This is a genomic window from Mesorhizobium sp. M7A.F.Ca.MR.176.00.0.0, from assembly GCF_004023165.1.
Lineage (GTDB): Bacteria > Pseudomonadota > Alphaproteobacteria > Rhizobiales > Rhizobiaceae > Mesorhizobium.
Window position 1 is genome coordinate 37,363 of record NZ_RZTC01000026.1, and the last position, 13,670, is coordinate 51,032.

Sequence of the window (13,670 nt, forward strand, 5' to 3'; positions counted from 1 at the left end):
GGAGGAGCTGACAGCTCAGTGCCGCAGCGTCATTTCAATCGATCTAATCAGGCGACATCATTGCCAAGCACGCCGCCGTCTAAACCATTTAGGCGAAAGCCGGGCAAAAACCGAACAATATCTTGACGTTCGCAGCCCTGTTTCGCATACACCGATGCGAAGAGGCGGATTCCGTGCGCGGAATCCGGTCTTTGTCTCAACGGCCCAGGGAGGGGTTCTTTTGGGCCATCAATCGAGGAAAATCCGGCAATGACAATTATTTCCGCCGTCATCGCCTGCGGCCTGCTTTCAATCCTTTACGCCATCTGGGCGACACGTTCGGTCCTTGCGGCCGATCAAGGCAATGCACGCATGCAGGAAATCTCCGCGGCTATCCGCGAGGGCGCACAAGCCTATCTGGCGCGTCAATACACCACCATCGCCATCGTTGGCGTCGTCGTCCTCGTGCTCGCCTGGTGGCTGCTGTCCATCACCGCCGCGATCGGCTTCCTGATCGGTGCGGTGCTTTCGGGCGCCGCCGGCTTCATCGGCATGCATGTCTCCGTTCGCGCCAACGTTCGTACGGCGCAGGCCGCATCGAACAGCCTCGCTGCCGGCCTCGACATCGCGTTCAAATCGGGCGCCATCACCGGCATGCTGGTTGCTGGCCTGGCCCTGCTCGGCGTGTCGATCTACTACCTCATCCTGACCCACTTCATGGGCCTCCAGCCCAATGACCGCATCGTCATCGACTCGCTGGTCTCGCTCGGTTTCGGCGCATCGCTGATCTCGATCTTCGCTCGTCTCGGTGGCGGCATCTTCACCAAGGGCGCCGACGTCGGCGGCGATCTCGTCGGCAAGGTCGAAGCCGGCATTCCCGAAGATGATCCGCGCAACCCGGCCACCATCGCCGACAATGTCGGCGACAATGTCGGCGACTGCGCCGGCATGGCCGCTGACCTGTTCGAAACCTATGCGGTGACCGTCGTCGCCACCATGGTTCTGGCTGCCATCTTCTTTGGCGGCACCGCCGTGCTGGGTGCGGCCATGCTTTATCCGCTCGCCATCTGCGGCGCCTGCATCCTGACCTCGATCGTCGGCACCTTCTTCGTCAAGCTCGGTTCCAACGGCTCGATCATGGGCGCGCTCTACAAGGGCCTGATCGTCACCGGCCTGCTGTCCATCGTCGGCCTCGGCGTCGCCACACAGGTGACGCTCGGCTGGGGCGAGATCGGCACAGTCGCCGGCATGGTCATCACCGGCAAGAACCTGTTCATATGCGGCCTGATCGGCCTCGTGGTGACCGGTCTCATCGTCGTCATCACCGAGTACTACACCGGCACCAACAAGCGCCCGGTCAACTCCATCGCTCAGGCGTCGGTCACCGGTCACGGCACCAACGTCATCCAGGGCCTTGCGGTCTCGCTGGAATCGACGGCGCTGCCGGCGATCGTCATCGTCGGCGGCATCATCTCGACCTATCAGCTTGCCGGCCTCTTCGGTACGGCGATCGCGGTCACGACGATGCTCGGTCTTGCCGGCATGATCGTTGCGCTCGACGCCTTCGGCCCGGTCACCGACAATGCCGGCGGCATTGCCGAAATGGCCGGCCTGCCCAAGGAAGTGCGCCACTCCACCGACGCGCTCGACGCGGTCGGCAACACCACCAAGGCGGTGACCAAGGGCTACGCCATCGGCTCGGCCGGTCTCGGCGCACTGGTGCTGTTTGCCGCCTACTCGAACGACCTGAAGTTCTTTGCCGCCAATGGCGACAAATATCCCTACTTCCAGGGCATGGGCGAGATCTCCTTCGATCTCTCCAACCCCTACGTCGTCGCCGGCCTGATCTTCGGCGGCTTGATCCCATATCTGTTCGGCGGCATCGCCATGACGGCCGTCGGCCGCGCGGCGGGCGCCATCGTCGAGGAAGTGCGCAAGCAGTTCCGCGAGGATCCGGGCATCATGGCCGGCACCTCGAAGCCGAACTACGCACGCGCGGTCGATCTGCTGACCAAGGCGGCGATCCGCGAGATGATCATCCCGTCGCTGCTGCCGGTGCTGGCACCGCTCGTGGTCTATTTCGGCGTGCTGTTGATCTCGGGCTCGAAGGCGTCCGCCTTTGCAGCGCTGGGTGCCTCGTTGCTCGGCGTCATCGTCAACGGCCTGTTCGTCGCCATCTCGATGACCTCTGGTGGCGGTGCCTGGGACAACGCCAAGAAGTCCTTCGAAGACGGCTTTGTCGACAAGGACGGCGTCAAGCATCTCAAGGGTTCCGAGGCGCACAAGGCTTCGGTGACCGGCGACACGGTCGGCGATCCCTACAAGGACACCGCTGGCCCGGCCGTCAACCCGGCGATCAAGATCACCAACATCGTCGCGCTCTTGCTGCTGGCGGTGCTCGCGCACGGCTGATCAAGGCTTCAGCCCGAAAAAAACCCGCGGGAGCGATCCCGCGGGTTTTTTGTTGAGGCAAAGCCAAACTATCCTTCAGCGCTCGCTTTCGCCCGGTCTTCGCAATGCGTGCGCTGGCACCTTATGCCGGACCCAGCGTCGTGTTTTCAGTGGTGGCCACTGCAGCATGCCAGTGGCCGTGCCCGACTGGTGACCCATAACAAAAACCCGCAGGATCGCTCCCGCGGGTTTTTGGTCGCCTGAGATGACGAGGCTTCCGGGAATGGAAGCCGAAGGGAATTAGACGCCGCCGCCGGGAATGCCGGGCGCCAGCTTGCTGGCACCGTTGATGACCTGGCTGAGGAAGTTCTGGTCCTTGCCGCCGGTCGGTGTGGTGCGCGAGATGAAGTCGAACATCTTGCCATCCTTCTTCCCGTAATTGGCGATCTGGGTGACACGGCCATCGGCGCCGAAATAGACAGCCAGCACATGCTGGTCAATGAGCCGTGGCTTGTCGAAGGCGACGTAGCGCTTGCGCGTCTGCGAAATGTAATAGAATGCCTCGTTGTCGAAGGTCGCGGTCGTCGACGGCGTGCCGAGCGCCAGAAGCACCTGCTCGCGGCTCGAACCGACCGGCACCAGGTCGATTGCCTGCTGGTCTATGACGTAACCTTGCGTCAGCGTCTCGCTCGGGCTGAGATCGCCCATCATCTTGGAGGTGTGGCAGGCGGACAGTGCCGAAACGATCATCAGCAGCGAGATCGCGCCGGCGGGCCTGGACGAGAAGGTCGACTTGAAATTCAGCGCGCGCAACAACAACTCCATTAGCTGGCCGCAACTTGCGCTGGGCCGCGAAACCGGTAAACCAGCTTGCTTGCCGATGCAACAAGCCCACTTCAACAAACGGTCCCCAGGAGACCATCCCCAATGTTCCAGCGCTTTTTTGGCCGCGAACGCTACGCCAACCGCGCTATCACCGAGGCGCTTTACGCACAAATCGTGGCGGCGGCGCGGCAGACTGTGTTTTATTCCCACTGGAATGTGCCAGATACGCCGCTTGGCCGTTTCGAGATGCTGTCGCTGCACATGTTCCTGTTCCAGCACAGGTTGCGCGGGGAGAGCGGTGCGGCGCAGGAGGTCGCCCAGGTGCTGATCGACGAGTTCTTCCTTGACGTCGACCATTCGTTGCGGGAATTGGGCATTGGCGACGTTGGCGTGCCCAAACGCATGAAAAAGCTGGCAAAGATGTTTTATGGCCGAACCGCTGCCTATGACGATGCCCTGGAAAGAAACGACCATGAAGGGCTGACCGCGGCTCTTGCCCGCAATGTCCGGCCCGACGCGGGCGCCTGGGCGGAAGCATCGCTGCTGGCCAACTATGTTACCGACGCGCGCAGTCATCTGGCCGCGCAGCCATCCGAATCGATTGTCTCCGGCACGCTGACCTTTCCCGCCGCCAAGGAGGTTGAACAATGAAGCATGTTGACCCGCAAAGCCCGGTCTCCTTCCGCGCCAACATTACGCGCCTGCCGCAGAATGGCCTGCCGCTGGTTATCGAGGCCGATGCCGCACAGCGTGCGGCACTGGCCGAGGAGCACGGGCTGATTTCGGTCGAATCCTATCGCGCCGAGCTTCTGGTGGCGTCGTGGAAGCGCAATGGCGTGAAGATCAGCGGCCGCGTCGAGGCCGACATCACTCAGGCCTGCATCGTCACGCTCGAGCCTGTCGAAGCGCATATCGACGAACCGGTCGAAGCGCTGCTGCTGCCCGAGGATTCCAAGCTCGGACGGCAGGGCTTCGATGGTGGCGGCGAGATCCTGCTCGATGCGGAAGGCCCTGACCGTCCAGAGACATTTTCCGGTGACACGATCGATGTCGGGGCACTCGCCGAACAGTATTTCGGGCTCGCCATCGACCCCTATCCGCGTAAGCAGGGCGCATCGCTCAATGCCGGCAGCGAGACCGAACCGGCGGAGAATGAATTTCAGCAAAAACTGCGATCCTTGCTGGGAAAATCCTGAAAAGCTCGCCCGCGACGGAAAAGTCGGTTGTGCGGCAGCCCAAAACCGTTATTTTCGCCGAACCTTCGCGGTCGCTCAAGCGACCTGCCGCCTAACCGTGAGATAAATACCGCGTGATCAGGATTTCCATCGATGCCATGGGCGGCGATCACGGACCAGCCGTGGTCATACCAGCGCTCATGACGGTCGCGACCCGTCGTCCCGACGTCCGCTTCGTCATCTTCGGGCGTGAGGAAGTCGTGCGCCCCGAACTTGCCAAATTTCCCAAGCTCGCCGAGATCAGCGAATTCTTCCATTGCGAAGTTGCGGTCAGGATGGACGACAAGCCGAGCCAGGCGCTGCGCCACGGCCGCTGGAAGTCATCGATGTGGAAGGCCGTCGAAGCGGTCAAGGCCGGCACGGCCGACGCCTGCATTTCCGCCGGCAACACCGGCGCGCTGATGGCGATGTCGAAATTTTGCCTGCGCACCATGGCCACCATCGATCGCCCGGCGATTGCAGCCCTTTGGCCGACATTGCGCGGCGAAAGCGTGGTGCTGGACGTCGGCGCGACCATTGGGGCCGATGCGCAACAGCTCATTGATTTTGCCATTCTCGGCACCGGCATGGCGCGCTCGGTCTTCGGCCTAGCCCGGCCCAGCGTCGGCCTGCTCAATGTCGGCGTCGAGGAGATCAAGGGCCAGGAAGAGGTCAAGGAGGCCGGGCGCATGCTGCGCGAAGCCAACATGGCCTCGATGAACTATCACGGTTTCGTCGAGGGTGACGATATCGGCAAGGGCGTGGTCGACGTCGTCGTCACCGAAGGCTTTGCCGGCAACATCGCGCTGAAGACGGCGGAAGGCACGGTGCGCCAGATCGGTGGCTATCTGCGCGCGGCGATGAGCCGGACTCTGATGGCCAGGATCGGCTACATCTTCGCCAAGGGCGCCTTCGATCGCCTGCGCGAAAAGATGGATGTCGGCCGCTCCAACGGCGGCGTTTTCCTGGGGTTGAGCGGCATCGTCGTCAAAAGCCATGGCGGTGCTGATTCTGACGGGTTCGCCGCCGCGATCGAACTCGGCTATGACATGGTCCGCAACAACCTCCTCGACCGCATCGAGGCCGATCTGGACCTGTTTCATGCGCGCAACCCGCGTGCCCTGTCATCTAGGAAATCCGACGTCGTCACCGACGCAAAGGAATAGGAAAGAACTTTGATCAGATCAGTCGTGCGCGGCACGGGCGCCGCGCTGCCCCGCCGAATCATGAAGAATGCCGATTTCGAAGGCATGGTCGAGACCTCCGACGAGTGGATCGCCCAGCGTACCGGTATTCGCCAGCGCCATATCGCTGGTGACGACGAGACCACGGCTTCGCTGGGGGAAGCAGCGGCACGTGCCGCACTTGCCAATGCGGGCCTCACGCCCGCCGACATCGATCTGATCGTGCTGGCGACCTCGACGCCCAACAACACGTTCCCGGCCACTGCCGTCGAGATCCAGAACCGGCTCGGCATGCATCACGGCTTTGCCTTCGACCTGCAGGCGGTCTGTTCGGGCTTCGTCTATGCCGTGACCACCGCCGATCTCTACATCCGCGGCGGCCTGGCCAAGCGTGTCCTGGTGATCGGTTCGGAAACATTCTCGCGCATCCTCGACTGGAGCGACCGCTCGACCTGTGTGCTGTTCGGCGACGGCGCCGGTGCCATGATCCTGGAAGCAGGCGAGGGGACGGGCGCGATCGCCGACCATGGCGTTCTGGCGGCCAGCCTGCGCTCCGACGGCACGCACAAGGACAAGCTTTTCGTCGACGGCGGGCCGTCGACCACGGGTACGGTCGGCCACCTCCGGATGGAGGGCCGCGAAGTCTTCAAGCACGCGGTCGGCATGATCACCGATGTCATCGAGGCGACGTTCGCGCAAGCCGGTATCTCGGCCGATGATCTCGACTGGTTCGTGCCCCACCAGGCCAATAAACGAATTATTGACGCTTCCGCCAAGAAGCTCGGGATAGCTGAGCAAAAGGTGGTGGTTACGGTCGATTTGCACGGTAACACCTCGGCTGCTTCCGTGCCGTTGGCGCTGTCGGTGGCCGTCGCCGACGGCCGCATCAAGAAGGGCGATCTCGTCCTCCTGGAAGCGATGGGTGGCGGCTTCACCTGGGGCGCTGTCCTGGTTCGCTGGTAAGTGCTGAACGGTCCAGTTTCGGTCCTTGACCTTGACGGATCAATTACTTAGGCTCTGCCGTTGTTGTGCCGAATTTTATGTTTTGAGCTGATGGGACGGTCGCATGGGGGGAAAGACACTTACGCGCGCCGACCTTGCCGAGGCAGTTTACCGGAAGGTCGGCCTGTCGCGCACTGAATCGGCCGAACTCGTCGAAGCGGTGCTGGATGAAATCTGCGAAGCCATCGTGCGCGGCGAAACGGTGAAGCTGTCGTCCTTCGCGACATTCCACGTCCGCTCCAAGAACGAACGCATCGGCCGCAATCCCAAGACCGGCGAGGAAGTGCCGATCCTGCCGCGTCGGGTGATGACCTTCAAGTCGTCGAATGTGCTGAAGAGCCGTATCTTGCGCTCCCATCAGAGCGGCAAGGCCAAAAGCGGCAAGTAGTCCTACTGCGCGGTTGAAAACCGTCGCCGCCATGACGCCGGGCTTGAATATTGCTTCATAAACCGCTGAAATAAGCCCCGATTCGGCAGGTAGGCCGGATCATCGTCCAGCGTGAGGATTCGCCCATGGACAAGAGCCCCGACGCCTTTCGTACCATCAGCGAGGTCGCCGAAGATCTCGATCTGCCGCAGCATGTGCTGCGCTTCTGGGAAACGCGTTTCAACCAGATCAAGCCGATGAAGCGCGGCGGCGGCCGTCGTTACTACCGGCCGCAGGATGTCGAGCTGATCAAGGGCATCCGCCACATGCTCTACGACCAGGGCTACACAATCAAGGGCGTGCAGAAGCTGTTGCGCGAGAACGGCAACCATTTCCTGGTTGCCATCGGCAATGGCGACATGGCCGCCGTAGAGGCGATCTCGCAGCGAAAGCAGGCTGACCAAGTGCCGCTGACGCCGGCGGCTCAGCCGCGCGGCATGGACGACGAACTGGTTGGCCAGCCGCGGGTGAAGCCCAGCCGCCGCTTTTTCGGCCTGGGCAAGAGCGACGAGGACGGTCCGGTGCAGCCGGATGCATCGAGACTCTCGCGCGACAACAGGGCCTTGCTGCAGGAGGCGCTGTTCGACCTCCTGGAATGCAAGCGCCTGCTTGACCAGGTGCGCTGACCGCGGCCCGACGCGACATCGATAGTTCGAAAGCCGGAACCCGTCTTCCGGTGAGGCGTTACGCTTCCTTCTGCAAGTGAAGGAAACATACCAATGGCATCATTTTCGACCCTCTCCGACATCGATCTCGACAGGCAGGTCGCGGCTCTTACCAAGGAACTGGCCAGCTTGAAGAGGGCCGTGGCAAGGCGAGGCGGCGCGTATTACGAGGACGGTCGCGATGCCGCGCTGGACACCTATTCCGATCTCGCCGGGCGCCTGCGCGACGCCATGCCGGCAATCCGTAAACAGGGCAGGGTGATCGAGAGGTCGGCCCGCGACCATCCGGCGGCTGCCGCGGCGGTGGGCCTTGTGGTGCTCGGTCTTGTCGCCAGTCTGCTGTTCAGCCGGCGCTGAATTCTAGAACCCAAATCCCGGGGATACGAGCAGGAGAAGTGACGGCTCGCCCCCGTCGTTTTCCTTGCGGTCGGCTATGTCTGTTGTCGCTGGAGGCGCCTCGCACCTCTGTGCCGCCGGCGCAATGCGATTGGTCGAGCCGCCAGAGCCGCTCGATTTCGCTGGCGAATGCCGGATTGGTCGTGGTGCCATACCAGCGCCGGGATAGACGACGACGTCGCGGCGTGGATTTGCGTGAATTGTTGATCCAGTCCGAGATCGAGCCTCGCGGGGCGGAGTAGCCGGCCTTGGACAGGAAGCCAAGGCCGGTCTTCTCGGTGGCAGTCTGCGGTGCTTAGGCCTTGTTTCCGATCACATGGTGGTGGTGGCGGTGATGATGGTGGTGGCGGACATGGTGGCGGTGATGATGGTGGTGACGATGATGCTTGGCCATCGGGGCCGCATCCGCGCTCGTCGCGCCGATGACGGGCACCGTGAAAGCCAATGCAACTGCAAGCCCGAGGGCCGAGAGGAGGGACTTCTTCATGGATGGTTTCCTTTTGTTTCGCGGGCGCATATGGATCGAGGCGATAGCCCGGCCGCCGCGAATGGAATTACGCGCCTGAATTTTTTCGTCAGTATTTCCCGATTGTAGAATTTTGTTTCTGGACTGTTTCTGCCCAATCCAGCCTCCCGCCACCATGCACGGCAAGATCGAGAGAGACGGCCATTGGGCCGCCTGTTCGACTACATCGGTGGCACGACGCCGTTGGTTCCGACCACGACGCGGCTGGCGCTCAGCGCGCCGTCGCTGCCCCGCTTAGCGGTGACGAAGACCGTCGCACCCGGCTTGAGGTTGGTAGGCGTCGCCGGCGCGAAGGTCACGACGGGCGTGGTGTCGGGGATCGAGATCTTCTTGGTCTTGCCATTGTCATAGGTCAGGGTGACGGATCGCCCGCTTATATCGGTAACGTCGGCGACGGTGCCGTTGGTCATCCGGCTGTTTGGCTGCAGGTCCCAGGGACGGTCGCCCTCGCCAGTGCCTTTCAGCGCGGCCGGAAAGACCACCACCTCCAGGGCGCCGCTGCCGCCATCCGCTTTCGAAACAGAGGCAATGCCGAGGAAATCGCCCTGCTTGATATCCTTTGCCGAGGCGTTGGCGACGCCCGAGATCTTCCAGCCAGCCTTGAGCTCGATCGCATCGGTATCGCCCTGGCGCGTTTTCACGGTGAGCAGCGTGGGCTCGAAACTGACCACCGTGCCGCGCACACGCAGCGCGTCTGCGGCCTGGGCGGCGCCCGCGCCGGCGACGGAAAGGCTGGAAATCGTGCCGAGCACGACCATGACTGTCTTCAGGTTCATTGCAAAAAATCCTTCCGGGAACGAGCCGGCTGGAACCGGATGGTTTCACGCCAGCGACCCGGAGATAACGAACGAGCGCGGCGAAACTGCCGGCAAAAGGCTGATCGGACCTTCAAAACAACTTGATCGCGACGTGTGCGCGAGAGGGCCGCGCCAGGCACCTGGTTCACGATCCCGTGACGGCCCTTTTGGCTCTTGGCAAATCGCCGGCGAGAGGGCATCTTCCCGACCGTCTCAGGCAACACTCCTCATTTGATCAAACTCTTTCAGTCATGGAGTTGCCAATGCCCCATAATGCGAAAAGCGAAGCCCACTCCGAACCGGCAACCAACGGAAGCGGGCCAGATTACAATACCCTCAGAGCGATGCGGGAGACCCGCGGTTACAGCGTGGAAGAGCTCTCCCTGACATGCGGCCTGGCGGTGGACGAGATTGAGGATATCGAAAGCGGCAGAGTGACCGACCCGTCGAAGCTGCGTCGTATTGTGTCCGCGCTTCACCTTCCCCAGGAGGCTCTGATCACCCCGGCTGCGCCGACGCCGGCGGCGCAAGGCCGATCGCTGGCGTAGATCCGCACCACGCATTCCAGAGAACCCGCCAAGGCTCCTTGGCGGGTTTCTTTGTACCTGCCGCAGCGTCTGCTTCAGCCTGGGGCTTGCCGATCCGTCTATCGCACGTGCTTATACGCGCGGCGGCCCCCGGCTGCCGAACCGCAATCTGCCGTCCATCAAGCTTTTTGAGCCATGGGTTTTCGATATGAGCCTGGAATCCGTTCGTGCCTTCTTCGCCGCCCACGCGCCCGACATCGACGTCATCGTCACGCAGGCGAGCTCGGCGACGGTGATGTTGGCGGCCGAGGCGCATGGCGTGCTGCCGGCCCAGATCGCCAAGACGATCTGCCTGCGCGTCGGCGACCGCGCCATGCTGGTGGTGACCAGCGGCATCGCCAGGCTGGACAACCGTAAGTTCAAGGACCAGTTCGGCGGCAAGCCGCGCATGCTCGACGCCGCCGAAGTTGTCGAAGCGACCAGCCATCCGGTCGGCGGCGTCTGCCCGTTCGGCCTGCCGGCGCCGCTGCCGGTCTATTTCGACGTATCGCTGCGCGAGTTTGAAGAGGTGGTGCCTGCGGCAGGCGCCACCAACGCCGCGGTGCGGATTGCGCCGCAGCGCATGGTTGAGATTACCGGCGCTGAGTGGGTGGATGTGTGCCAGAGGTAGCATTAGCACCAAGCCGGAGCTCAAGCGCACAGGACATGGTGCCCCGATCCGAGATTTGGCCGGGCTGACCGGGGCATCTGGAGGGGCGGACTTCGGGGGAAAGTCCTGCTTTGAATTGGTCGGAGTGGCCGGATTCGAACCGACGACCCCTTGACCCCCAGTCAAGTGCGCTACCGGGCTGCGCTACACTCCGGACCGGTCGCGATGTATCGTGATAACCCCGTGCGGGTCAACCGAATTCCGCGACTTTTATACCGCTGCGATTGCCGGTGCCGGCGAGCCCTGCAAGGCAGGCCGCAACAGCCGTTGGTGCCTGTATTCCAGCGCGATGGCGCCCCAGATCAGGCCGAGCAGCAGGTAGACATGGCGCCAGTGGTCGATGTCGATGAAGGTGCCGAGCCCGATATTGCCGATGAAGGCGACATAGGCACACAGGAGATAGGGCTGCCACGGCCGGTCGCGCAGCAGGATGCGGAAGCCGGCTGCTATCGTCCATAAGACGAGCGCCAGGAACGACACGAAGCCGAGCCAGCCATAATCCATCAGCATCTTCAGCCAGATGTCGTGGGTGTCTTCGCCGAAGATCGTGCCGAAGACCAGCGGGCCGATGCCGAACGGATGCTCCATCGCCATCTGGAAGCCGATCCCGTAGCGGGCGAAGCGGCCGAGGCGGGCGGTGTCGTAGCTCTGTTCGAGCTGGGCACGGTTGGAGAACATCTCCGACACGCCGGGCAGCTGCAGGATGACGATGATGGCGATGACCAGCAGCGCCAGTGCTGCAATCGTCATCACCACCACACGCAGCCGGAACTTGCCGCTGGCGCTCTGCAGGAACAGGCAGCCGGTGAGCAGGACGGCCGAGACGGTGAACATGCCCCAGGCGCCGCGCGAGAAGGAGAAGAAGATGCCGGCGGTGATGATCAGCAGCGGCACCGCCAGCAGCGGCATGCGTGTCGCCGGTCCGGTCAAAAGCAGATAGAGTAGATAGATGCCGGGCAGCACCAGGAACGGGCCGAACACGTTCGGGTCCTGGAAGGCGCCGGCGGCGCGATCGTATTTGGTGAACATCTCCGCGCCCGGAAAGGCATGGAAATAGCCTGCAATGCCAAGCAGCGAGGTGGCCACGGCCGAGACCACATAGGCAATGAAGATCAGCCGGTATAGGCTCGGTTGTACGGCGGTGATCGATGCGAAGAACACCGCGCTGAAGGCGAGAAACAGCGACACGGCGAGATAGAGCGGCGTGTTGGCGAGGTCCGCCATCTGCGTCATGGAGATCATGCCGCCGATGTTCATCATCACCAGTAGCACCAGCAGCGGCGTGGCCGCGCGGGAAATCCTCAGGCCGAAAAGCGCCCAGATGGCGATCAGGCCGGCCATGTAGAGCTCATAGGGCGCCGGCTCGCTGATGACGAAGCCCGACAGCAGAATGCCGAGGAAGACCGCGCCCGACGAAATCAGCGCGACCAGCTTGGCGTTGACCGCCGCGCGCGGCAGATCATGGCTGATTGCACTCAATAGGCGTTTTCCGTATTGAGCAGCCGGAGCGGCGTCAGGAACAGGATCCGCAAATCGAACAGCAGCGACCAGTTCTCGATGTAGTAGAGATCATACTCGGTCCGCATGCGGATCTTCTCGTTGGTGTCCATCTCGCCGCGCCAGCCATTGATCTGCGCCCAGCCGGTGACGCCGGGCTTGACCTTGTGGCGGGCGAAATAGCCGTCGACCACCTCGTTGTAGAGCAGGTTGTGCGACTGCGCGGCGATGGCATGCGGACGCGGGCCGACCAGCGACAGCGAACCGAGCAGCGAGTTGAAGAACTGCGGCAGCTCGTCTATCGAGGTCTTGCGGATGAAGCGGCCGACGCGGGTGACGCGAGGATCGTTCTTGGTCACCGTCTGCTTGGCGGTCGGGTCGGCCTTGTCCGTATACATCGAGCGGAACTTGTAGACCTCGATGATCTCGTTGTTGAAGCCGTGCCGCTTCTGATGGAACAGCACCGGACCCTTGCTGTCGAGCTTGATGGCGATGGCGGTCGCCAGCATGACCGGCGAGAACACGACGATGCCGATCAGGCTGAAGACGATGTCGAAGGCGCGTTTGGCGACCGAATCCCAGTCGTTGATCGGCTTGTCGAAGATGTCGAGCATCGGCACCGCGCCGATGTAGGAATAGGCGCGCGGGCGAAATTGCAGCGCGTTGGAATGTGCCGATAGCCGGATGTCGACCGGCAGCACCCACAGCTTCTTCAGCAGCTGCAGAACGCGCGATTCGGCGGTCAGCGGCAGCGATACGATCAGCATGTCGATGCGGGCGATGCGGGCGAACTCGATCAGTTCCGAAATGGTGCCGAGCTTGGGGTAGCCGGCGACGATGGGCGGCGAGCGCTTGTCGCCGCGATCGTCGAAGATGCCGCAGATGCGGATATCGTTGTAGGGCTGCTTTTCGACCGAGCGGATCAGGATTTCCGCCGCCTTGCCGCCGCCGACGATGACGGCGCGCCGCTCCATGCGGCCATCGCGCGCCCAGGCCCGGATCAGCTTCGACATCACCAGCCTGAGGCCGAAGATGAGAACGAAGCCGATGACGAACCAACTGCCGAACAATAGGCGCGAATAGTCCTGCGACATCTTCATGACGAATGCCGTCAGCGCCATCAGGGCGAATGTGCCGGCCCAGACCAGCAGCACGCGGCCGAAATTGGCGATGGGCCGCATCAGGGCGACGATCTGGTAGCAGTCGGTGACGTCGAGCAGCACCACGGCGAGGAACGAGCCGGCTGCGATCGTCACCGGATATTGCCAGGCGAGATAATTGAAGAAACCGACATAGTGGAAATAGACGGCGAGCCCGGACAGGAACAGCAAGCCGAATTCGACCATGCGCAGGACACCGCTGACCATGATCGGTGACATCGTATCGCGCCGGTACTGCGAGGCGACCTGGCGGGCGACATCGTTCATGCCGCTTGGCGTGTCGCCATCGGCCGGGCCGTCGAATTTACGCACCGCCTCTGCTGAAAAGCGGCGCGCGGGGTCGATCTCGTTCATGAGGGCTTTCCGCAAAC

General features: G+C 62.6%; 15 protein-coding genes and 1 tRNA gene. 10 read left to right on the forward strand and 6 right to left on the reverse strand.

Features of this window, described 5'->3' with window-relative positions; all coding sequences use genetic code 11:
* Window positions 1–249 precede the first annotated feature (249 nt).
* On the forward strand, window positions 250–2,391 hold the full coding sequence (locus EOB59_RS11485; protein ID WP_127381998.1) for a sodium-translocating pyrophosphatase: 2,142 nt from the start codon (window positions 250–252) through the stop codon (window positions 2,389–2,391).
* A gap of 279 nt (window positions 2,392–2,670) precedes the next feature.
* On the opposite strand, the gene EOB59_RS11490 is transcribed toward EOB59_RS11485, so the two are convergent.
* Window positions 2,671–3,183 (reverse strand): outer membrane protein assembly factor BamE, encoded by a 513-nt coding sequence (locus tag EOB59_RS11490; protein ID WP_127267855.1) that lies wholly within the window; start codon window positions 3,181–3,183, stop codon window positions 2,671–2,673.
* Between the two features lie 114 nt (window positions 3,184–3,297).
* On the opposite strand from EOB59_RS11490, the gene EOB59_RS11495 reads away from it, so the two are divergent.
* The 7 genes from EOB59_RS11495 to EOB59_RS11525 all read left to right on the forward strand — a co-directional run bounded on the left by EOB59_RS11495 (window position 3,298) and on the right by EOB59_RS11525 (window position 8,044).
* The gene (locus EOB59_RS11495) at window positions 3,298–3,846 is read left to right on the forward strand and encodes a ubiquinol-cytochrome C chaperone family protein (RefSeq protein WP_128288395.1); all 549 of its coding nucleotides are present in this window, start codon (window positions 3,298–3,300) and stop codon (window positions 3,844–3,846) included.
* Window positions 3,843–4,391, forward strand: coding sequence for a DUF177 domain-containing protein (locus EOB59_RS11500; protein WP_128288396.1), 549 nt, complete (start codon window positions 3,843–3,845; stop codon window positions 4,389–4,391). Before EOB59_RS11495 ends, EOB59_RS11500 begins: the two co-directional genes overlap by 4 nt.
* Before the next feature lie 113 nt (window positions 4,392–4,504).
* Complete coding sequence (gene plsX, locus EOB59_RS11505; protein WP_128288397.1) at window positions 4,505–5,575, forward strand: phosphate acyltransferase PlsX; 1,071 nt, start codon at window positions 4,505–4,507, stop codon at window positions 5,573–5,575.
* Between the two features lie 9 nt (window positions 5,576–5,584).
* Entirely contained in the window at window positions 5,585–6,556 is a 972-nt protein-coding gene (locus EOB59_RS11510; protein WP_127320649.1) for a beta-ketoacyl-ACP synthase III, read from the forward strand.
* 103 nt (window positions 6,557–6,659) lie between these two features.
* A complete protein-coding gene (locus tag EOB59_RS11515) occupies window positions 6,660–6,983 on the forward strand; it encodes an integration host factor subunit alpha (protein ID WP_013532231.1) in 324 nt (107 codons plus the stop codon).
* Window positions 6,984–7,108: 125 nt separating this feature from the next.
* On the forward strand, window positions 7,109–7,648 hold the full coding sequence (locus EOB59_RS11520; RefSeq protein WP_128288398.1) for a MerR family transcriptional regulator: 540 nt from the start codon (window positions 7,109–7,111) through the stop codon (window positions 7,646–7,648).
* Between the two features lie 93 nt (window positions 7,649–7,741).
* Window positions 7,742–8,044 carry a hypothetical protein gene (locus EOB59_RS11525; protein WP_127270978.1) on the forward strand — a complete coding sequence of 101 codons (303 nt, stop codon included), beginning with the start codon at window positions 7,742–7,744 and terminating at the stop codon, window positions 8,042–8,044.
* 334 nt (window positions 8,045–8,378) lie between these two features.
* On the opposite strand, the gene EOB59_RS35265 is transcribed toward EOB59_RS11525, so the two are convergent.
* Both EOB59_RS35265 and EOB59_RS11535 read right to left on the reverse strand, forming a co-directional pair.
* Complete coding sequence (locus EOB59_RS35265; protein WP_164781747.1) at window positions 8,379–8,570, reverse strand: hypothetical protein; 192 nt, start codon at window positions 8,568–8,570, stop codon at window positions 8,379–8,381.
* Window positions 8,571–8,770: 200 nt separating this feature from the next.
* On the reverse strand, window positions 8,771–9,385 hold the full coding sequence (locus EOB59_RS11535) for a hypothetical protein (RefSeq protein WP_128288399.1): 615 nt from the start codon (window positions 9,383–9,385) through the stop codon (window positions 8,771–8,773).
* A 284-nt stretch (window positions 9,386–9,669) separates the two neighbouring features.
* Between EOB59_RS11535 and EOB59_RS11540 the strand changes: the two genes are divergently transcribed.
* Both EOB59_RS11540 and EOB59_RS11545 read left to right on the forward strand, forming a co-directional pair.
* Entirely contained in the window at window positions 9,670–9,954 is a 285-nt protein-coding gene (locus tag EOB59_RS11540) for a helix-turn-helix transcriptional regulator (RefSeq protein WP_128288400.1), read from the forward strand.
* A 187-nt stretch (window positions 9,955–10,141) separates the two neighbouring features.
* Window positions 10,142–10,603: a YbaK/EbsC family protein gene (locus tag EOB59_RS11545; RefSeq protein ID WP_127810695.1), complete on the forward strand. Its 462-nt coding sequence runs from the start codon at window positions 10,142–10,144 to the stop codon at window positions 10,601–10,603.
* Window positions 10,604–10,719: 116 nt separating this feature from the next.
* Here the strand turns inward: EOB59_RS11545 and EOB59_RS11550 are convergent.
* The 3 genes from EOB59_RS11550 to EOB59_RS11560 form a co-directional block, all read right to left on the reverse strand.
* A tRNA-Pro gene (locus EOB59_RS11550) sits at window positions 10,720–10,796 on the reverse strand.
* Between the two features lie 56 nt (window positions 10,797–10,852).
* Window positions 10,853–12,121, reverse strand: a complete 1,269-nt coding sequence (locus tag EOB59_RS11555) for an O-antigen ligase family protein (RefSeq protein WP_127397444.1) — start codon at window positions 12,119–12,121, stop codon at window positions 10,853–10,855.
* Window positions 12,118–13,653 (reverse strand): undecaprenyl-phosphate glucose phosphotransferase, encoded by a 1,536-nt coding sequence (locus EOB59_RS11560; RefSeq protein WP_127267065.1) that lies wholly within the window; start codon window positions 13,651–13,653, stop codon window positions 12,118–12,120. The genes EOB59_RS11555 and EOB59_RS11560 overlap by 4 nt, the downstream gene beginning before the upstream one ends.
* Between the last annotated feature and the right edge of the window lie 17 nt (window positions 13,654–13,670).

Coding starts and splice junctions, on each gene's coding strand:
- EOB59_RS11485 (WP_127381998.1), top strand. CDS start 250: ATGACAATTATTTCCGCCGTCATCGCCTGCGGCCTGCTTTCAATCCTT.
- EOB59_RS11495 (WP_128288395.1), top strand. CDS start 3,298: ATGTTCCAGCGCTTTTTTGGCCGCGAACGCTACGCCAACCGCGCTATC.
- EOB59_RS11500 (WP_128288396.1), top strand. CDS start 3,843: ATGAAGCATGTTGACCCGCAAAGCCCGGTCTCCTTCCGCGCCAACATT.
- EOB59_RS11515 (WP_013532231.1), top strand. CDS start 6,660: ATGGGGGGAAAGACACTTACGCGCGCCGACCTTGCCGAGGCAGTTTAC.
- EOB59_RS11520 (WP_128288398.1), top strand. CDS start 7,109: ATGGACAAGAGCCCCGACGCCTTTCGTACCATCAGCGAGGTCGCCGAA.
- EOB59_RS11525 (WP_127270978.1), top strand. CDS start 7,742: ATGGCATCATTTTCGACCCTCTCCGACATCGATCTCGACAGGCAGGTC.
- EOB59_RS35265 (WP_164781747.1), bottom strand. CDS start 8,570: ATGAAGAAGTCCCTCCTCTCGGCCCTCGGGCTTGCAGTTGCATTGGCT.
- EOB59_RS11535 (WP_128288399.1), bottom strand. CDS start 9,385: ATGAACCTGAAGACAGTCATGGTCGTGCTCGGCACGATTTCCAGCCTT.
- EOB59_RS11540 (WP_128288400.1), top strand. CDS start 9,670: ATGCCCCATAATGCGAAAAGCGAAGCCCACTCCGAACCGGCAACCAAC.
- EOB59_RS11545 (WP_127810695.1), top strand. CDS start 10,142: ATGAGCCTGGAATCCGTTCGTGCCTTCTTCGCCGCCCACGCGCCCGAC.
- EOB59_RS11560 (WP_127267065.1), bottom strand. CDS start 13,653: ATGAACGAGATCGACCCCGCGCGCCGCTTTTCAGCAGAGGCGGTGCGT.